Consider the following 21,742-nt stretch of genomic DNA (forward strand, 5'->3'; position numbering starts at 1 on the left):
AACTAATTCAGCTTGTCTGTAATGATGGTCCTTACGATATCAACGGCAACCGTATTGTACTTGTTGTTTGGGATGATAATGTCTGCGTACTCTTTGGTGGGTTCAATAAACTGATCGTGCATTGGCTTCAATGTGTTTTGGTAGCGACTCAGCACTTCCTCCAGATCCCTTCCTCTCTCATGAATATCCCGTTTCAACCTCCTGATGAGCCGTTCATCCGAATCGGCATGGACATAAATTTTAATGTCGAACATTTTTCTGATTTCAGGGTGGGTCAGGATCAGTATTCCTTCGACGATCATTACTTTCCTGGGATGGGTTATAATGACATCTTTGGTCCTGTTGTGTTTAGGGAAAGAGTAAACAGGCTGATTAATAGGTTTGCCCTTTCGCAGTATTTCCAGATGCTTGCCCAACAGATCAAAGTCTATGGCCCGGGGATGATCAAAATTGATCTTTGCTCTTTCCTCATAAGACAGATGTGAAAGATCGTTGTAATAAGAATCCTGGGAGATCACCCCTACTTCTTCCTCAGGTATTTCATTGATGATCTGATTGACTACAGTAGTTTTGCCACAGCCCGTACCTCCTGCGATCCCTATGATGAGCATTTTTGTGTTGTTTTGTTCAAAAATACGGATTTGCATGTATACTTTATCCTCTCGTCAAAATCAATTTGCCCGGCATAATTACAAAGGATAGGGTTGTAAAAACATGATCTCTGTCATATATTATAAAACAGGCAGGAATTACTTTTACTCCCAGGTTAAATCGTGTGAAAATCACCTCTGAAGATAGCGACAGAAATAATATTTTCCACGCTTTTATTTTTTGCATATATTTCCTTTCTGACAACTGTGAATTCAACCCTTAATTATGGCTTCTAACTACAATGTCTCAGTAAATGAGACTTATAAATTCTCTCTCCTCAAAACAGATGTGGAAAAGATGGATATCCTTCAGACCGAACCATCAAAATATCACATTTTAAAAAATAACCAGCCTTTTAACGCCGAAGTGGTTGCAAAAGATTTTCATCGTAAAATCTATAAGGTCAAAGTTAAGAGCGAAGTTTATGAGGTGGCCATATCCGACGAATTGGATCAGCAGATTTCCCGTATGGGCTTCTCTTTGGGATCTACCAAGAATATTACGGAGGTTCTGGCTCCTATGCCCGGACTTATCCTCGAGATTAGGGTAAAAGAGGGAGAGACGGTAGCTGAAGACACGCCATTACTTATCCTGGAAGCAATGAAAATGGAAAATGTCCTCACATCTCCAAGAGAAGGAGTAATAAAAAATATTTCAGTAAAGGTGGGGGAGACGGTCGATAAGAAACAACTACTCATTTCATACGCCTGAAAAAATAAAGTACATGAAAAAAATACTGGTAGCCAACAGAGGCGAAATAGCCATCAGGGTCATGAAGACCGCCCGGCAGATGGGGATCAAAACTGTAGCGGTTTATTCCACGGTCGACCGGAATGCACCGCACGTGGCCTTTGCAGATGAAGCTGTTTGCATTGGCGAAGCGCCATCTAAGGAATCCTATCTAAATGGTTCACGAATTATTGAGGAGGCTAAACGACTGGGAGTTGACGCCATACATCCCGGATATGGATTTTTAAGTGAAAATTCCGATTTCGCAGCGGCCGTAACAAAGAGCGGTCTTATTTTTATAGGCCCCGGACCAAAAGCTATCCAGACCATGGGAAGCAAGCTTGCAGCAAAGGAAGCTGTTAAAAGTTATCAGATTCCTATGGTTCCGGGTATAGACGAAGCCATATCTGATGTAAAAAAGGCGAAAGTCATTGCTAAGGAAATCGGTTATCCTATTTTAATAAAAGCATCAGCAGGAGGTGGGGGCAAAGGAATGCGTATTGTAGAGAAAGACAAAGATCTGGAATCTCAAATGGAACGGGCTATATCAGAAGCTACATCAGCCTTTGGAGACGGTTCGGTCTTTATTGAAAAATATGTAAACTCTCCCAGGCATATTGAAATTCAGATCATGGCCGACACCCATGGCAATATTTTATACTTCTTTGAACGGGAGTGCAGTATCCAGCGACGACATCAGAAGGTGGTAGAGGAAGCCCCCTCTGCAATACTCAGCCCAGAACTAAGAGAAGAAATGGGAATTGCAGCTACCAAGGTAGCACGGTCATGCGACTATGTAGGAGCAGGAACAGTGGAATTTCTGATGGATGCCGACCACAATTTCTACTTTCTAGAAATGAATACCCGATTGCAGGTGGAACATCCTGTTACCGAACTTATCACGGGGGTTGACCTGGTAGAATTACAGATCAGAGTAGCCAGGGGGGAAGAGTTGCCTCTGAAACAGGAAGACCTTTCAATAAAGGGACATGCCCTTGAACTGAGAGTATATGCCGAAGATCCGCTGAACAATTTCTTACCCAGTGTTGGAACACTCCACAGGTATCGCCTGCCAAGAGGAGAAGGGATAAGGGTCGATAATGGATTTAAAGAAGGAATGGAGATACCGATCTACTACGATCCCATGCTTTCCAAACTGATCACCTATGGGAAGAGCAGGGAGGAGGCGATCCAACGGATGATTGAGGCCATTGAGGGATACGAGGTGGAAGGCGTACAGACAACTTTGCCTTTCGGACTATTTGTATGCGAGCATGAGGCATTTCGATCCGGGAATTTCGATACCCACTTTGTTAAGAATCACTATTCGCCTGAAATATTAAAAAATAAAGCTGAGGAAGAAGCAGAAATTGCCGCCAACGTGGCCTTAAAACAATATCTGGAAGATCAAAAACTCCTGAGAACCCCAACAGCATAAGCAATGAGTGATAACTATAAGAAATTAAATGACCGAATCGAACAGGCCAAACTTGGAGGGGGCCTAAAACGTATTGAAAAACAGCATCAGAAGAAAAAGTTAACCGCACGTGAGCGAATCGATTTTCTTCTGGATGAGGGATCTTTCGAGGAAATGGGCATTTTGGTTACCCATCGAACAACCGATTTCGGAATGGATAAGGAAGTCTTTTTTGGCGATGGTGTGGTGACAGGTTACGGGACCATCAACGGAAGGCTGGTCTATGTTTATGCTCAGGATTTTACGGTTTTCGGCGGTGCTTTATCTGAAACTCACGCAGAGAAAATATGTAAAGTAATGGATCTGGCTATGAATGTAGGTGCCCCCGTCATTGGGCTGAACGATTCAGGTGGAGCAAGGATACAGGAAGGGGTGAGATCTCTGGGAGGGTACGCAGATATATTTTATCGCAATGTGAAAGCATCAGGTGTTATCCCTCAGCTTTCAGCGATCATGGGTCCATGTGCCGGGGGTGCTGTATACTCACCGGCTATTACCGACTTTACCCTGATGGTGGAAGAGACGAGCTATATGTTCGTCACCGGCCCAAATGTGGTTAAAACAGTGACCAATGAAGCAGTGACAGCGGAAGAACTCGGTGGAGCCAGTGCTCACGCTTTCAAATCTGGTGTCGCCCATAAGACCTCTTCCAATGATGTGGAATGTCTTGAAGACGTAAAGCATTTACTGAGCTATCTTCCTCAGAGCCATAAAGAAAAAGCCAGGGACCTGCCTTTCGAATTAAAAGATGAAATGCGGGACATTCTGGAAGGACTCATTCCGGATAACCCGAACAAGCCTTATGATATGCATGATGTCATAAAGGGAATTATTGACGAAGACAGTTTTTACGAAATACATAAAGATTTTGCTGAGAATATAATTGTAGGGTTTGCCCGCCTAGCGGGAAAGAGTATAGGCATAGTTGCAAATCAGCCGATGTTCCTGGCAGGAGTACTCGATGTGAACAGTTCGAGAAAAGCGGCCAGATTTACCCGTTTTTGCGATAGTTTTAATATTCCGCTGCTGGTTCTGGTAGATGTGCCCGGCTTTCTTCCCGGGACAGACCAGGAGTGGAATGGGATTATTGTACACGGAGCGAAACTGCTATATGCCCTTAGCGAAGCCACTGTACCTAAGGTAACCGTTATTACCCGTAAAGCCTATGGAGGTGCGTATGACGTGATGAATTCCAAGCATATCGGGGCCGATTTTAATTACGCCTGGCCCTCTGCTGAGATTGCAGTAATGGGAGCTAAAGGTGCCAGTGAAATTATCTTCCGGAGGGAAATCAAGGCTGCTGATGATCCCGAAAAAAAACTCGCAGAAAAAGAAGCCGAGTACGCAGAGAAATTCGCTAATCCCTTCAGGGCAGCAAGACGAGGGTTTATCGATGAGGTCATACCCCCGAGGGAAACCAGGAGAAAGCTTATCAAAACCTATAGTATGCTGGAGAAAAAAGAGGTTTCTATGCCGCCCAAAAAACACGGTAATATACCCTTGTAAAATACCTTCATTACCATCTCGTAATTAAGCAGGTAAATAGAGGACGCCCGAAGAGGAATCCCGGCTCGCTCCGGTAACGGAATGCAATACATTAATCTCCTGTTCAAGCCTGAGTACCCCCATAAAAGCAAAAACAAGGGCTTCTTTAAACTCGATAAGTTGGGCTGATGGGATTTGAATGGTCACATCCTTCCCTAACTTTTCCTGCAATACCTCCATGAAAAATGAATTAAAGCCTCCTCCGCCGGTAATCAAGAGGGATTTATCTCCGTCTGTCGGAATTTTTTCTATCGCCCCTGCGATTTGCTCAGCAATGTGGTGCACACAGGTATGTAAAAGTGATTCCATAGGTTCTTTTACCCCATCGATAATGGGCGCAACCTCTTTTGAAAACCATTCATATCCTGTTGATTTGGGAAAAGGTTGAGTGTAGTATTTGAGGCTATTGAGCGATTTAAGAAGTGATGGTATCATCGTACCCTTACGGGCCAGCATTCCTCCTTTATCATAGGCCAGTCCTTCTTTAGCGGTAATATGGTTGAGCAACATATTGGCAACCCCTATATCATAAGCAATTCGTTCCCCATCCTGTGCAAAGGATATATTGCAGATACCCCCCAGGTTCAGGCAAAAATCGTAAGAGCCGAAAAGGAAATGATCTCCTATTGGAACCAAGGGGGCACCTTGTCCCCCGAGAGCCACGTCATTGGTCCTGAAATCGCATATAGTCTTCATTTCACTTGCATTGGCTAAATGCTGTCCTGAACCTACCTGAAAAGTAAGCCCCTTTTCAGGCTGATGATGAACCGTATGTCCATGACTGGAAACAAAATCGACTTCCAGATTTTCTTCTTCTGCAAATCGTCTGGCTTGTTCGCCCAGCCATATTCCGTATTCATTGTGAAGGCTCAGTAACTGTTCTGCCGACAGATTAATGGCTTCTTTTAATCGAGCCTGCCTTTTTTTGTCATAGGGGATACTCCTGGTCTTCACGATTTCAAACTCCCATCGCGTTAGGGGTTTCCTGATATGGCAATAAGCCAGATCAAGTGCATCCAGGGAGGTCCCCGACATGATTCCTATAACTTTATACGTTTTCATTCAGCGTTTTTTATAATTGAACCGGTAGCGTACCCGAGGCTGTAAAATTACCCAAAAAGTGATCTGCCGCAACACTTTCAAATCCATCCAGATTCTGGTAGGCAATGACTACTGCCTTAGTTACCTCAATGGGAAGAAGCCTGAGAAAATAAGGATTTCCAAAAAGGTACAGAACAGTATCGTAATTTCTCAGGAGCTCAATGAGAATTTCAAGTTCAAGGCTATCTATGCCGAAGGCCTCCTGAGGCTTGGCCTTGGGGGGATAGACTGCAATGAGCAGTTGTTTTTGAGATCCGATTTCTTCCTGAATCTTCCGGAAGCTTTTGCCCTTGTCAATGACAAAAGACCTTTCTGGCTTTATACCGATTTCCTCCAGAAACACTGATTTTTTATCCATGCCTAATGTGATCGTGTCATAACCATGCTGTCTGAATTTTTGAATCTCCTTCTCTGAACCCCGGAAAAGGGTCAGGCATTTTCCTGCTAATTTTTTATTGAGTTTTAATGGAGAACTGAGTCGGTCAGCTGCCGGCATTTTACTGTTGATCCCTTTCTCTTTTAGTTCCCATACTTTTTTAAAGCTCTCTTCAACTTGACTCTCTGTTGCATGGCTGGATATCTGTTCTATGCCATCCCTCACGTTTTCAGCGAAACAAAGAACATCCGTACCTGCATTAAACGCTGCCCATTCCAGTGAACCTTTTTCGGGATAAGATTTTGATACACTATGCATATTTAAAGCATCAGAGACCACAACACCCTCGTATTTCAGAGTCTTTTTAAGGAGGGTCCCTATAATTTCCCCGGACACTGAAGCGGAAATAGACTGTCCGCCGGTAAGTGCAGGAACGGCGATATGGCCTACCATGATCGCATCTACACCCTGGCTGATTAAGGCGTTAAAGGGTATGAGTTCCTCCTTTAAGAGATCCGACTCCGATTTTTTAAGTACCGGAAGGTAAAGATGTGAATCTGTAGCCGTATCTCCATGACCCGGAAAGTGCTTGGCACAACTTAGGATACCCGCGTCTTGTAATCCTTTGGAAAAAGCAGTAGCGCAAATTCTAACCTCTTCTTTGTTACTTCCGAAAGAACGATATCCTATTACGGGGTTTTCAGGATTGCTGTTGATGTCGGCAACAGGCGCAAAATTCCAGTGAATTCCTGCAGTTCTGCAGTCCCGTCCAATAGACCTGGCAATTTCATAGACCAGTGACGGATCTTTCGCCGCCCCAAGGGTCATAGCATGCGGGTATTGCGGCGTTTCTTCTATCCGCATGGCGAGCCCCCATTCCGCATCGATGCTGATGAGAAGAGGATATTTAGCTGCCTGCTGGTATCTGCTGATAAGACTTTTAAGGACCTCATAGCTTTCAGCATTATAGATGACTTTTTTTTTGCCTTCAAAGTTCGTAGCAGCACTGGCCCTGCTGTGGAAGAAACAAATTCCGCCTACAGCCCCTTCTGCCACCAGGTTTTCCAGGGCTGAAATCTCTTCCTCAGTATCATTGATGAAAGCCGCAGGCATAAAGAATTGCCCCACTTTTTCTCTTAAGCTGAGCGTGTTTCTTGCTTTAGCGTACGGTATCACCTTAAGGCTGGGCTTCTCTTTTTTTTCCATATTCCGGAGGATATTTAATGTATTTCAAAAGAATGAGAGAAGGGAGTGCGGCCAGCACAACCCAGATAAAAAATCCGTCGTATCCCAACCACTCCTGCATATAGCCACTTATTAAACCCGGGAGCATCATCCCCAGGGCCATAAAACCCGTTGCAAGGGCATAATGTGAAGTCTTTGATACCCCTTCGGCAATATAAATCAGGTAGACCATAAATCCGGCTATGGCAAATCCATACCCGAATTGTTCCAGGATAACAGTGGTGACAACAGCCCCTAAGTGACTGGTTTCGGTGATGGCCAGGAAAGCGTAAAACGCATTGGGAATATTTAAGGAAAGTACCATAGGAAAGAACCACCTTTTTAAGCCATGTCTGGAAATTAAGATCCCTCCAAGAATACCGCCGACTGTGAGCATAATTACCCCAATTGTTCCGTATATGGTTCCTACTTCTGCCGTACTGTATCCCAGTCCGCCGTCTTCCGGAAGATCTAGCAGGAAGGGAGCCGCCATTTTAACCAATTGGGATTCACCCAGCCTGAAAAACAAGATGAATGTCAGGGCTATTCCTATTCCGGGTTTTTTAAAAAAGGAGGAAAATACTTCCAGAAAGCTATTGGGCTTGTCGAGTACAATTGCTTTGGAAGATTCAAATTTCGGACAGAATACAGCGTTGGAAATGGTAAAAATGAGCATCAATACGGCGGCTGCGATCATAGTTACTGACCACGCTTTGGTATTATCTCCGTAGTGATTTTCCAGAAACCCTGCCAAGATTACCAGTAATCCCTGCCCGGTTACATTGGCAAGTTTGTAAAAGGTACTCCTCACACCGACGAAAAAGGATTGTTTTTCCTCCGTAAGACCAATCATGTAATAACCGTCGGAAGCGATATCATTAGTGGCTGATGCAAATGCTGCCATCCAGAAACAAGCCAGAGTTGTGATAAAAAAGATATTAGTGGGTAAAGTAAAGCCAATGGCCAGGAAGGAAAGGGAAACAAGGAGTTGCATCAGGAGAAACCAGTTGCGTTTTGTTCCAATGAGATCCAGGAAGGGGCTCCATAAAGGCTTGATCACCCAGGGAAGATAAAGCCAGCTGGTATACAAGCCGATATCTGCATTGCTGATACCTAGTTTTTTGTACATGATCACCGAAACGGTCACCACCATCACATAGGGCAAACCCTGGGTGAAGTAGAGGGTGGGTACCCAGGCCCAGGCCCATTTATTCTTTTGTATCATACTTTCTGTCCAGGGCTAAAAGTAAAAATTAAACTTATCACTGTCTTCCATAGTTTAAAAAATAATAGGGTAGGGAAAACAGTGCAGTGTTCTACATAAAATGGTAACGTACAAAACCTTCTATTGCCTCGTATTCGGCCAGTCCTAAAGCATTGTATTTTTTTGCAGTAGCTTTATTCCTCTGTTCGGCACGTTGCCAGAATTCCCTATTGTCATTTCCGGGGAACATGGCACTGTCTTTTTGTGATTGATGCTTGAATATGGCATTCTTTTTACGCTGCATATCTGCAGGTCCTATGGGAACAGCCATTTCCATATCTGCAATATCCCATTCCTGCCATGCACCGCGGTACAGCCATACATAGCAATCCTTGAGCCAGGAGGCTTTTTCTTTAACCAGTCTGTCGAGGGCCCGATAGATAATATTAAGGCATACTCTATGGGTGCCATGCGGGTCTGAAAGGTCACCTGCGGCGAAGATTTGATGAGGTTTTATTTGTTTCAACAGTTCGTAAGTTTGCTGTATATCTGCTTCGGAATATGGTTTTTTCTTTACCGTTCCTGTTTCGTAAAAGGGGAGGTTCTGAAAGTGGGCATTCGATTCCTTTACCCCGCAATACCTGCAGGCAGAGAGCGCTTCACCTTTTCGAATCAGGCCCTTGAAATATTGTATCTGAGGACTATCGACCTCTCCGGGTTGTTTGTTCTCTAGGAATTCCCGCACTTCTTTCACCTGTTTTTGCAAATCTTTATTGTCATGCTGTACCTCCCTGGCGAAATCCAGAAAACGGATTACTTCATCATCAAAGACGGCGATGTTGCCAGAGGTCTGATAGGCTACATGTACCTCATGTCCCTGATCGACGAGTCGGAGGAATGTCCCTCCCATGGATATAACATCATCATCGGGGTGCGGACTAAAGATCAGGGAAGTTTTAGGATAAGGATCTTTTCTTTCCGGCCGTTTGCTGTCATCCGCATTGGGTTTTCCTCCCGGCCAGCCGGTAATAGTTCGCTGTAACTGATTAAAGACGATGAGGTTGATGTGTTCTGCAGATCCGATTTCAGCTACTAAACTTCCCATTCCGTATTCGTTGTAATCCTCATTGGTCAATTTCAGAATCGCTTTGTTTAACTTTTCTGAAAGCCAGATCGATGCCTTCTTAATTAAAGTTTCGTCCCACTGACATTCACTTACTAACCAGGGAGTACTGACTCTGGTTAAAGAAGAGGCAGCAGCTTCGTCGAGGATAAAATCGCAATTATTGTGGTGCTGCAGAAACGTAGCCGGGACAGATTCTCTTACAGGGCCTTCCACAGCCTGTTGAATGATGTCCGCTTTGCCTTCTCCCCATGCCATCAGGATGATACGTTTTGCGGAGAGGATAGTTCCTACACCCATTGTGATCGCTCTGGCCGGAACATTTTCGAGGCCAAAGAAGTCGCTGGCCGCATCGAGTTTCGTCACTCTGTCTAAACGTACCAGTCTTGTTTTACTGACAAGTGTGGAGCCGGGTTCGTTAAATCCTATATGACCCGTTCGTCCAATACCTAATACTTGTATGTCTAATCCGCCGGCTTTGAGGATTTTCTGTTCATAGGCCCGGCAATAGTCTTTTACATCTTCTTTTTCGAGAGTACCATCGGGGATATGGATGTTAGATTTCTTAATATCGATATGATCAAATAAGTGTTCCTTCATAAACCGCACATAGCTGTGGATTGAGTCAGGGGCCATGGGATAGTATTCATCGAGATTAAAAGTGATTACGTTTTTAAAACTCAACCCTTCCTCTTTATGAAACTTTACCAGGAATTCGTAGACTTTTGTTGGGGTAGATCCAGTGGCCAGGCCCAGTACAACATTCTTACCGCTCTTTTGTCGTTGGCGGATGAGATCAGCTATTTCATTAGCTACGTAAAACGAAGCCTCTTCGGAATTTTCGTGGATCCTTGTTTTGATCCGTTCAAATTTACGCGATTCATCATCAGTGGGAAAGGAACCGGTTTCTGAGGTGGGAGGAGAAGAAATCATAGTGGACTATTAAATGGTTACACCCGGCAAAAATAGAGAATTATTTTTAAAAATGCAGTATTTTGCAATAAAAAATGCAATATATTGCAATATAGTTGTTATATTTGAATTGAAATAGCACAAAGTTGCACGCATGTGCATAGTTTAAGCTTATATAAATGTTAAAAGAAGAGCGACAACAACTTATTTTGAACGAGGTAGAACTTCATAATCGCGTATTGTTAACCGATTTGTCTGAAAAACTTGATGTTTCTGTCGATACCGTGCGCAGGGACGTAAAAGAACTCGATGCCGGTAGTAAACTGAGAAAGGTACACGGCGGTGCGATCTCCCTGGGTTATACGCATACCTCCACAAGAAGTTCAAACATCTACGCCTTAAACGAAAAGATGGCTATTGCCGAAAAAGCTATCGGCTTACTCAGGGAAGGGGATGTGATTTTTATAGACGGGGGCACCACATGCCTCGAAATGGCGCGAATGATACCCCCCAAGCTGAGGCTGAGTTGTTTTACCTTTAGTCTCCCGGTAGCGCTACAATTAGCAGGGATGCCCAATGTGGATTTGATCTTTATTGGAGGAAGGATCTCGAGGGAATCCATGATTTCCAACGGGATGTATACGATACAACGTCTTGCGGAAATGCGATTCGATTATGCCTTTATTGGAACCGGATATGTCGATGCACTTCACGGGTTGACAGAATTCGACTGGGATGTGGTACAACTAAAAAAGGCGGTTATCAATGCTTCCAAAAAAACAATACTTTTGTGTATCTCTGAAAAGCTTAATTCCCAACATCGTTTTAAAACCTGTGATATTCATGCTATCAACTCGATGATTACGGAATTATCCCCTGAGAATAAGTTGTTAAACCCATTCAGAAATCAGGATTTACGCCTGTTATAATCATGTCCGACTTTAAAAAGATTACCGAAGACGCTTCTGATTACGATAATCTCGAACAGATGAGTACTGGAGAAATACTCAGATATATCAACAGTGAAGATCAGAAAGTTGCAATGGCAGTTGCCAAAGCGATACCCAGTATAGAACATTTAGTAGAAGGACTAGCAGTTCGTTTTCTAGAAGGGGGCAGGCTGTTTTATATCGGAGCCGGAACCAGTGGCCGACTCGGCATCCTGGATGCATCGGAGATACCGCCTACCTTTGGCCTGCCCCATGAGCGGGTGATTGGCATTATAGCCGGGGGGGATTCTGCCATTCGCAAGGCTGTTGAATACGCCGAAGACGATACTGAACAGGCCTGGAAAGATTTAGCGGCATTTGGGATTAATTCTCTGGATACAGTAGTGGGCATTGCCTCCTCAGGAACTACTCCCTATGTAATTGGCGGCGTTACTGCAGCCCGTAAAAAAGGACTACTCACTGCCGGAATTACCAACAATCCGGGATCTCCCCTTGCATTGGCAGCAGAAATCCCCATAGAAATGCAGGTTGGCCCTGAATTTGTCACAGGGAGTACCCGAATGAAAGGGGGCACTTCCCAGAAACTGGCCCTGAATATGATATCTACGGCCCTGATGATCAGAATTGGCAGGGTAAAAGGCAACAAGATGGTCAATATGCAATTGAGCAACAATAAACTTGTAGATAGAGGAACCAGGTATTTGATGGAAAGTTTACAACTGGATTATAAAACTGCAGCTGAAGTTCTTCAGAAATATGGATCGGTAAAGAAGGCCATAGATGCCTATGGTAAGTAAATCTTTTTTAGTTCAGAGTCAAAAACGAAATAACTAATGAATCTAAACTATCAGGACCTGGGGACCAATTTGTAAATGCCTTTTCCTTCTACAGCCACGTAAATGTATCCATCAGGCCCCTGTCTTACACTTCGTACCCTTCCGATATCTTCCAGTAATTTTTCCCTGTAAGTTACCTTTTCACCTTCCATTTCCAGGCGTTCCAGGTATTGGAAAGACAGAGAGCCTACCAGAAGATCACCCTTCCAGTCGGGGTATACATCGGATGTCACAAACGTCATTCCGCTGGGAGCGATAGAAGGTACCCAGTAATGGATGGGTTGTTCCATGCCCTCCATCTCCGTTTTATCAGTGATGGGAGTACCGCTGTAATTGATGCCGTATGTGATTACCGGCCAGCCGTAATTAGCTCCTTTTTTTACAATATTAATTTCATCTCCCCCTCTTGGTCCGTGTTCATGAATCCAGATTTCTCCGGTTTCCGGGTGCTTGAGCATTCCCTGTGGATTCCTGTTTCCATAAGTATAGATGGCGGCTTTGGCCCCTTGTTCATTGACAAAGGGATTGTCACCTGGGATGGAGCCATCGTCATTAATCCTGTATACTTTCCCGCCATCACGAGTAAGATCCTGGGGATTAACATCCCTGTCACCTCGTTCCCCAATAGTGAAATACAGGAAACCTTCGTTGTCAAATTCGAGTCGGGACCCAAAATGCTGCCCTCTTGTGGTATTGGGAGTTGCCTTGTAAAGAACCTCTACATTCGTAAGGGAGCTCCCTTCTAACCGGGCTCTGGCAATGGCGGTATTTCCCCCTTTATCGTCCCCTTCTTCTGAAGAATATGAAAGATAGATCCATCCGTTTTCTTCATAGGAAGGATGTAGTTCTATGTCGAGTAAACCACCCTGCCCCCTTAGATATACAGCAGGAACATTGTTGATTTGCGTTTTTTCACCCTCTTTATAATGGATAATATCTCCGGATTTTTCCGTGATCAACATGCTGCCATCAGGGAGGAAAGCCATACCCCATGGAATTTGCAATCCGTCTACAATTAATTCCGCCGAAACGAGCATTTCTTCGGGTTTTTTTAACTCATTATCCGTTTTCTGAGCACAGGAATTGAATGTCATTACAACGAAAAAACAGGCAATAAGGATACTTTTTTCCATTTTCAAACGTTAAAATGATTAATAATAATGGTGTGAGAACCAAAGATAAAGAGAAAATTATAAGATTGATAACTACGCTCTGAATATACTGATCCCAAATCAACATATTCTCGCCATAATATGGATTAACCTATGCTCCCTAAAAAATTCAGGCATTTTTTGTATGCCGTGCTTTGGTTGGCGTTCTGTATCATAGGTACATCGGCCATAGCAAATCCAAGCGTATACAGCTTTTTTTCAAGGTTTGACGGCGTTTCCACAGAGGTAGTATCCCATGTGGAAGCAAAGGATACCGAGGCCTTTCACAGTTCCATTGCTTCCTCTAAGGAGGCTGAACTTGCTCTGGCCCCGGCCAGCCCAATGTTTGTCACCATTATCATTGGGGCCGATGAAGAGGTCACCTGCCCTAATGACGGAAGTACGCTGGCCAAATTCTTTCTCTGTGGTACCAGTGATGTACGAACCTTAAGCTTAAGTCAGGCCGGATCTACCTACGAATGGCAAAAATTAGACCCTAATCGTTGTGCAGCTTCTGTAGTGGAAGATTGTGCAAATACTAATAATACCTGTTATGATACCGTGGGAACGGGAGCTACCTACGACTTATCCACAAGCGGGGAATTCAGGGTTAGGGTAGACGGAGGGCAGTACTACTATTTCAAATCCACCTTAAATCCCCTGAATCCACAGTTGATCAAAGAGGATATTATCTGTGGAAACCCGGGAAGGGTTGAGATTACCAATGTTCCTGCAGGGTACGAATACAGCCTTAACACTCCGGCCGGGCCTTACCAGGATACTCCGTATTTCGATATCACAGCCCCGGGGACCTATATGGTATACGTGAGGCTTAAGAACGTTTCGAGCAGCTCATGTCTCTTTCCATCTAATTCTGTTACAGTTCAAAGTCTCGACATCAATGTAGATGTAACTGCCAATGATATTCTTTGTAGCGGACAGCTGGGAAGTATTGATGTACAGGTCACCGGAGTACCAGGATTCTTTACTTACCGACTTATAAAGAACGCTGTAACTGTAGATACCTTCGGACCTGACGCAGCCAGTAACTACACTTTTGCCAATGTGAGTCCGGGAACTTATAGCGTGAGGGTAGAGACCAATAAATGTAATGAACTGATCACCCTGGATGTCAATTCGGACCCCATTGTGATAGGGAACGGGATCAGCCCTATTGCAGTTTCGGCAACGGCTAACGATAGTTTTGGGTGTGGGGCAGCAACCGTAGATGTTACTATTGGCACTTCGGGAGGAACTTCACCCTACAGGTATAGCCTTGATGGCGGGGCTACTTTCAGTGCCTCTTATGCCAGTTCAGCTGTTTTTACCGTGGCTTCTGCGGGTACCTACGCTATTCTAATTGAAGATGCAAACGGCTGTACCAAGACGGCCAGTGTGGATGTAGAAGACCTGCCACCACCAGTATACAATGTTACTACTCAGGATGCGAATTGTGGGGGAGCCAATGACGGTAGTATCACCGTTACGGTTACTAACGGATTCGGGTACAATCTTGAATTCAGTAACAACAACGGCCTTAGTTATCAAAGTAGTAATATTTTTACCGGGCTGGCCCCAGGGAGCTATGACGTTATGATTCGTTATCAGCAGGGTAGTTTTACATGTACCACCCCAGCTACAGTAGAAACGGTGGGTACTCCATCGAATATCACGGCCACGGCAACTGCAGACAGTTCACCTACCTGTCTTAATGAAAATGGAGGACAGATTACTATCTCGGGCGTTTCGGGGGGGACCGGGCCTTACGATTACAGCATTGGAGCCGGTTTTAGTGGAACAACTGTATTTACCAATCTGGGAGTTGGAACCTATACCCCTCAAATCAGGGATGCCAATGGTTGTGTCCAGAGTTTGGCCCCGATTGTATTTAACGCCCTGGATAAGCCTACGGATATGGATTTTACTATATCCAGCATCGACTGTCTAACAAGTACAGCATCGGTTACCGTTGCGGTTACTGATGGTACGGCACCTTATACCTATGAGATCATTGCCCCGGCAGCCAGTGCGATCAACAATGGAAATAACCCGGTTTTTACCGGACTAGGCCTCGGGACATATACTTTCAGAGTGACTGATAATGAAGGTTGTTCCTACGATGAAGTATTCGCGATAACCGATATCAGCTCTATTTCTGTTCAGGCACAGGCAACCAGAGTAGTTACTTGTGTGGGGGACAATGATGGGGAAGGTCGATTCCTGGTGGATGGATTTGCTACAACCTATAGCTACAGCATCGATGCCGGCCCGTTGAATACAGGGGAAAGTAATGGGATCATTTCCCTAACCGGTCTCAGTGCCGGAAGTTACGTGATTAACGTTACAGATGAGGATACGAATTGTACCGATACAGCTACTCTTGTTATTGAGGAGCCTGCCGTAGCTTTTGCCATCAGTAGCCTCAATGTGACACCTATGAGTTGCCAGAATGGTAATATCGGTAGTGTTACCATCAATACTGTTGGAGGCTGGGGAGGTAACCGATATACCCTCACACAACCCGACCTTTCTATAAGAGGCCCGAAAAACGGAAATACCTTTTCAAATTTATCGCTCGACGGACTCTACCAGGTGAGTGTTACGGATGCTAATGGTTGTACAATAACCGATAGCTTTACCCTAACTTCCCTGGCAGCTCCCACACTAACAATTGACAATGGGGCCACTGACTATTGTTACGACAACACAGATGCAGCCACCATTGCTGTAAACGCAGCCGGTGGCCTGCCTCCATATCAGTACAGAATAAATGGTGGACTTTGGGTAGGAGGGAGCACCTTCAACAACCTTACCCCAGGGACTTATACGGTGGAGGTTAATGATGCCAATGATTGTAGAGATTCAGTTACCTTAAATATAGCAGACGAGATTTCGGCCACTGCCGTAACCATTACTGAACTCAATTGTGGCGGACCTGATGCTCAGATCCAGGTAACCATCACCGACGGATATCCGTCAGGAGGCGATTATGATATTTATGAGGTAAGTGTTGATGGGGCAGCCTATACGTCCAATTCGAACAACATAACTGGAAATTCATTTGTATATAGTATACCTAATGATGGATCTATAACCACAGATACTACTTTCCAGTTTCTGGTAAGTGATAGCCGGGGATGTACCACGGAAACGAATGTGGTCACAATTTCCCCTCCCGAATCCATTGTGGGTGTTGCCACAGCAACAGATACCAGTTGTGGGGATGATAACGGGATCATCACCCTTACCGCTGATACTAATTTTGGAGTTCCACCCTATGAATTCAGTGACGATAACGGAACCACCTATGGGGCACAAAACGTATTCTCAGGATTTGCTCCCGGCACATACAACACTTTTATGATCAGAGACAGCAGGGGTTGTACCACTCCTTTGCTATCTGCAACTATAAACGCCAGTGCGGCCATTGATGCCACTGTTGTGGCTAACGATGCGGTCTGTGCCGCCCCTACTGTGGAGGGATCTATTGACGTAGTAAGTGTTGCGAATGGTACTTCACTTTACACTTACATTCTTCAAGATATTAATGGAGTAACTATTACAACGGTAGGGCCAACACCACTCACCGCAGTAAATTTTCCAAATTTAGTCCCTGGCACATATACTGTTATTACACAAGATGCTTCAGGCTGTGAGGATAGGGATACAGTTACCATAGTACAAAATCAAATTGTCCTTACACCGCTCGATGTACCGCCACTCAATTGTACAGATCCCTGGATTACGTACAGATTTCAGGCCAGTGGAGGTACGGCACCATATTTATTTGGTTTAGTGGGAAACCCTCTGGTTCCGGCGAATGTCAACGGGATTGATATTCATGATTTCGCAGGACAGATAACATTTGGTGTAACATATTTTGTGCAGGTTCAGGATGCATTAGGATGTACGTATATAGAACAAATAGATCCAATTTTAGGTCCTTCACCACTTTCGGTAGTCGCTACGGCAACAACGGCATCATGTGCCCCAAATGCGGATGGCGTGATCGATTTTCAGGTAACGGGCATCGGTTCACCGGCTGATATTACCATTCAGTTGCAGGATACAAATACAGGAGCTATAATCAGTGGTCCCACAGTGCTGAATAATGAACCCATACCTTACAACGGAAGCTTTACGGCCCTGCCAGCGGGGAATTATCAGATACTGGTTGAGGATAACAATACGAGTTGTAATGCCAGTACTCTTGTTGATATTGTCCCAAATGTTCCTGCTATAGTAATAGATAACAATATTCCAGCCACCTGTAATGTAGGTGCATTAGTCACGGTTAGAGGGAATGGCGGAACCTCACCCTATGGCTTTGCCTATGTTCCATCAGGCAACCCTGCTCCGGGCGTATTTACTGCCCAGACTACCTATGTAATCCCCGGACCTTATCCTGCAAATTATGATTTTTATGTTCAGGACAGTTTTGGGTGTACGAGCTTTACGACCGTAACAGTTACGGCTGATCCCGGTGTGCCTGTACCGACCGTTGATGTAAGTAACCAGTGTACAGCTGTGGCCAACTATACTATAGATGTTCTTAGTCCTCTGAGTACAGGCTCAGGTCTGCCAGAAGATACTTTTCAGTATGATATAGGCGGTGGATTCCAGTCGAGCCCCAACTTTATTGTTCCTAACCCGGGTGACTATACCATTACCGTAAGGGATGGAAACGGGTGTACCAATACAGTAGTAGCCCGTGTGTTCGATTTCTTTGCGATTTCGGCCAGTGCAACATCAGAACCTACCTGTAATGCCGGCGACGGGGTTATTACAGTAAACACCAGTGGAGGTAGTGGAAATTTCCAATATGAACTGGATGACGGAATCAATCCGGTTATTGTGCAGGTAAACGACCCTGTGTTTATAAACATCCTTCCCGGTTCCTATTCTATTCTGGTTACCGATCTGGATTCTAATACAATCCCACTCTGTTCGGATACCACAACGGTTGATGTAACCGTTGTGACCAATCCGGTAATTTCTGCCACTCCCTTTGGCGATGTAACATGTAACGGGGCTAATGACGGGTTTATTGGAGTTGAGTTACTTCCGGGAACAGATACCGACAGTCCATTTTCATATGTACTTTATGACGGAGGAACTGCTACTGTTTTACAGGGCCCACAGGGAATTTCATTGTTTGATAATCTGGCGCCAGGTACCTACCAGGTTGAGGTTATCTCTGACAGAGGTTGTACCGACAGATCAGGAGATATCATCATAGCAGAACCTTCTCCCCTTCAAATAAATACAGTGAATACCGATTTTACCTGTGACCCTAACAACAATCGGTTTAATACAGCAACCATCACCATTTACACTGACACCAATGGAGACGGTTCCGGGATAGATACAGGTACTGCGCCATATACCTATAGTATGAATGACGGCACCCCTGCCTTTGACGGGACCAATTTCCAGACGAGCAATACTTTTGAAGTGATTGATAATGGTACTAACCAAACTATAATCTTAACTGCCCGAGATCAGAACGGATGCGAAATTACCGATACTATTACTATTAATGCGCCTACCGATCTGACATTTACCTACAATGTAAACCCGCTTTCTTGTGATGCGAGTGGAGTAGGAGTAAATCCCGGTTCTATTGAGATTATTGTAGATCAGGGCCCCGGAAATTACGATGTTGAAATCCTTCCTCTGGGATCAGCTGCAGTACAGAATTCCGGCGGTACAGACAGGGTAGTATGGAGTATTAGTACGCCCGGAGATTACATATTTACAGTTACCGATATTGGGAATGCCGGCTGTTCATATCTGACAGCTGTCGTCAATGTGCCCGAGTATAATACGATCGATGCAGTCATCGCAGAGGTACAACCTGTGAGTTGTTTCAACGGTACCGATGGCGAGATAAGTATTCAGATAAATGGTTACACCGGAGTCTATAACTATGAAGTGTTTTCAAGAGATAACATGGGAGTTGAGACGACCACCGGGGTGACCGGAACTTTCGATACTAATATTATCGGGCAGAATCCCGGAGTGATAACTGGCCTGCCGGCGGGTAACCTTGTTGTCCACGTGGAAGCTCTCGATGATCCTTTCTGTGACACGGTAAGTAACGTGGCCACGGTAAGACAACCCGACAGGGCCCTCACCGTTGCTATTCAGCAGACAGCTGAGGTGACCTGTGCCATTCCCGGAATCGGGGAGATATTCCTAACCGGAGACGGAGGCTGGGGAACTTATGAATATCAGGTTATAGCTCCTGATGGAACAACCATCATTCAGGATTTCCCAAGTACAAATCAGAGTATAACTAATTTATCTGATGGAACTTATACCATTAATGTGCGCGATCTGGAAGGGTGTACTGCAACCAATACAATTGATCTGGCCCTGCCAACACCTATCTATGCTGATATTCAAATAACAGCTCCTTTGCAGTGTAACAATGACAACAATGGTGTTATTGAAGCCTTTAATGTGAGTGGCGGACAAGGTGCAGGAAACTATCTGTATCAATTAAACAGGATTACCGAAGGAACTAGTAGTGGACTTCAGACTACCCCGTCTTTTGCCAACCTGTCTTCAGGAGACTATACCATTACAGTATTCGACGGTTGGTCTTGTAGTTATACAACTATTCCGATCACTATAGTAGATCCCGAAGTGGTTATAGCCGAACTGGTTGAATTACAACCTCCCGGCTGTGGTGATTTTGGAATTATGGAACTGACTATTACCAATCCCGAACCCGGAGTAAGTTATTTTTACAGAAGATCAGGTACGGCCGATCCGTTTATTCCTCTGAGTACAATCGATCCCCTGGCCACGGTGGTTCAGATTACCGAGGATATTACCCTGGATCCCGGGCCGTTCCAATACGATGTTCAAAATTCTAATGGGTGTCCGTTTGAGATTTCTAACCAGATTTCCCTGGATCCTGCTGCACCCCTCGTGATTGCTCTTGATCTTACCAACGCAACTATTAATTGTGCAGGAGAAGCGACAGGAATTATCCGTTCCGAGGCCTTCGGTGGGATCGGGAATTATGTATATACCCTGCTTAATTCGGATGTACCCCCACTTCCTACGGCCGGAAATACAGAAAGATCGGCTCAGTCGTCGGGTATCTTCCGTGACCTGGGTCCGGGTACCTACTGGGTATATGCCGAAAGTGGTGGCTGTACAGCTATTTCCACCCCTATAACCATCGTGGATCCTCCACCCCTCGTACTGGATTATATTGAAGCGGTTCCCGTAAGTTGTTTTGGTGATGTAGACGGACAACTAATTATTGAAGCCAGTGGAGGAACTGGAGTGATTCGATATTCTATTGCTGATCAGTTAAGTGAGTTTTTTGAAGGTGATGATCCGATGTTCCCCAACAGGAAGACTTTTACCGATCTTGAACCTAGAAGTTATGAGGTGATTATTCAGGATGATCTTGGGTGTACCATCACACAGACAATAACCATTACCGAACCTACCGAACTGGTGGCCGGAATTGGTAATTCAATTCCTGAGACCTGTCTGGGCGATGAAGATGGGGCGGTTACCGTTTTTGTAAACGGAGGAACAGCTCCGTATGAGTTTGCTTTGAATTCTTCCGATCCGGCAGATTTTGCACCTAATCCGACAATGACGTTTACCAATCTACGCGGAGGTGAAACCTATGTGATTTTTATCCGGGATGCCAGAGGTTGCGAGACCAATGTCATCGTACCCGTGGGAATCGGTGTCGACCTCCAGCCAGAAGCCGTGATTAATTATGGGTGTGATGGGATATTCCCCAATAATACCACTGTCGTTTCCGTACAGGATACTTCTCAGTACTCAGAGATCTTGTTTGCACTTGATCCTGCAGACCCAACAGATGCGATTACTGCTCTTGCAGATGATAACCGAACATGGGGTGATCTTCCCCCAGGTGACCATACCGTATATATTTACCATTCCAACGGCTGTAGCACCTTTGTAGACTTTACCATAGACCAGTATGATCCATTAACTCTTGATCTGGTAAAAACCGGACCAAATGAGCTTACTGCTACAGCAACAGGCGGATTTGGGGGCTATGAATACTTCTTCCAGGGAATATCTTTTGGGGATGTAAATACCTATGAGGTCTTCGAAGATTCAAACGTAACGGTAAGAGTAGTAGACGAGCAAGGTTGTGAAGCCACTATGTCAATTCCGTTCGACTTTACCGGAATGCTCGATATTCCTAACTTCTTTACTCCTGACGGGGATAACAATAATGATGTCTGGTTCCCTAAAAACAGAGATCTTTTCCCCAATATCGATGTGAAGATATATGACCGCTATGGACGTGTTGTAGCTGTTCTGAATCAGGTAACTTCATGGGATGGAACCTATGAAGGCAGCGAATTACCAACAGGGGATTACTGGTATGTGGTCAATGCGAACGACAAGGAAAAGCAACAGTACGTAGGGCATTTTACCCTGTATCGCTAGCCT

At 44.8% G+C, this 21,742-nt stretch carries 12 protein-coding genes; 6 read left to right on the forward strand and 6 right to left on the reverse strand.

The genetic code is table 11. The features are described from left to right. Nucleotides 1-2 precede the first annotated feature (2 nt). Nucleotides 3-611, reverse strand: a complete 609-nt coding sequence (gene udk / locus ACA086_RS13940) for a uridine kinase (RefSeq protein WP_371003983.1) — start codon at nt 609-611, stop codon at nt 3-5. Between the two features lie 265 nt (nt 612-876). Between udk and ACA086_RS13945 the strand changes: the two genes are divergently transcribed. From ACA086_RS13945 to ACA086_RS13955, 3 genes are read left to right on the forward strand one after another with little or no spacing between them, the layout of a single operon-like run. Then, nucleotides 877-1,362, forward strand: coding sequence for an acetyl-CoA carboxylase biotin carboxyl carrier protein subunit (locus tag ACA086_RS13945; RefSeq protein ID WP_371003957.1), 486 nt, complete (start codon nt 877-879; stop codon nt 1,360-1,362). Nucleotides 1,363-1,375: 13 nt separating this feature from the next. After that, nucleotides 1,376-2,818: an acetyl-CoA carboxylase biotin carboxylase subunit gene (gene accC / locus ACA086_RS13950; RefSeq protein WP_371003958.1), complete on the forward strand. Its 1,443-nt coding sequence runs from the start codon at nt 1,376-1,378 to the stop codon at nt 2,816-2,818. A 3-nt stretch (nt 2,819-2,821) separates the two neighbouring features. After that, a complete protein-coding gene (locus tag ACA086_RS13955) occupies nt 2,822-4,363 on the forward strand; it encodes an acyl-CoA carboxylase subunit beta (protein ID WP_371003960.1) in 1,542 nt (513 codons plus the stop codon). 24 nt (nt 4,364-4,387) lie between these two features. Here ACA086_RS13955 and ACA086_RS13960 read toward each other — a convergent pair whose 3' ends face one another. The 4 genes from ACA086_RS13960 to nagB form a co-directional block, all read right to left on the reverse strand. Next, nucleotides 4,388-5,464 carry an anhydro-N-acetylmuramic acid kinase gene (locus ACA086_RS13960; protein WP_371003962.1) on the reverse strand — a complete coding sequence of 359 codons (1,077 nt, stop codon included), beginning with the start codon at nt 5,462-5,464 and terminating at the stop codon, nt 4,388-4,390. Nucleotides 5,465-5,474: 10 nt separating this feature from the next. Beyond that, entirely contained in the window at nt 5,475-7,085 is a 1,611-nt protein-coding gene (locus ACA086_RS13965; protein WP_371003963.1) for a glycoside hydrolase family 3 protein, read from the reverse strand. Then, nucleotides 7,057-8,328, reverse strand: a complete 1,272-nt coding sequence (locus ACA086_RS13970; RefSeq protein ID WP_371003964.1) for an MFS transporter — start codon at nt 8,326-8,328, stop codon at nt 7,057-7,059. The genes ACA086_RS13965 and ACA086_RS13970 overlap by 29 nt, the downstream gene beginning before the upstream one ends. A 91-nt stretch (nt 8,329-8,419) precedes the next feature. Continuing rightward, on the reverse strand, nt 8,420-10,363 hold the full coding sequence (gene nagB, locus ACA086_RS13975) for a glucosamine-6-phosphate deaminase (RefSeq protein WP_371003966.1): 1,944 nt from the start codon (nt 10,361-10,363) through the stop codon (nt 8,420-8,422). A gap of 158 nt (nt 10,364-10,521) precedes the next feature. Here nagB and ACA086_RS13980 point away from each other — a divergent pair, with 158 nt between their 5' ends. Further along, the gene (locus tag ACA086_RS13980; protein ID WP_371003967.1) at nt 10,522-11,271 is read left to right on the forward strand and encodes a DeoR/GlpR family DNA-binding transcription regulator; all 750 of its coding nucleotides are present in this window, start codon (nt 10,522-10,524) and stop codon (nt 11,269-11,271) included. 2 nt (nt 11,272-11,273) lie between these two features. Beyond that, nucleotides 11,274-12,089 (forward strand): N-acetylmuramic acid 6-phosphate etherase, encoded by an 816-nt coding sequence (locus ACA086_RS13985; RefSeq protein ID WP_371003968.1) that lies wholly within the window; start codon nt 11,274-11,276, stop codon nt 12,087-12,089. Between the two features lie 50 nt (nt 12,090-12,139). Here ACA086_RS13985 and ACA086_RS13990 read toward each other — a convergent pair whose 3' ends face one another. After that, nucleotides 12,140-13,261 carry a PQQ-dependent sugar dehydrogenase gene (locus tag ACA086_RS13990; protein ID WP_371003970.1) on the reverse strand — a complete coding sequence of 374 codons (1,122 nt, stop codon included), beginning with the start codon at nt 13,259-13,261 and terminating at the stop codon, nt 12,140-12,142. Nucleotides 13,262-13,393: 132 nt separating this feature from the next. Between ACA086_RS13990 and ACA086_RS13995 the strand changes: the two genes are divergently transcribed. Continuing rightward, nucleotides 13,394-21,739, forward strand: coding sequence for a T9SS type B sorting domain-containing protein (locus ACA086_RS13995; protein ID WP_371003971.1), 8,346 nt, complete (start codon nt 13,394-13,396; stop codon nt 21,737-21,739). Nucleotides 21,740-21,742: the final 3 nt, after the last annotated feature.

The organism is Muriicola sp. E247, assembly GCF_041358175.1.
In the GTDB taxonomy this organism is placed as follows: domain Bacteria; phylum Bacteroidota; class Bacteroidia; order Flavobacteriales; family Flavobacteriaceae; genus Muriicola.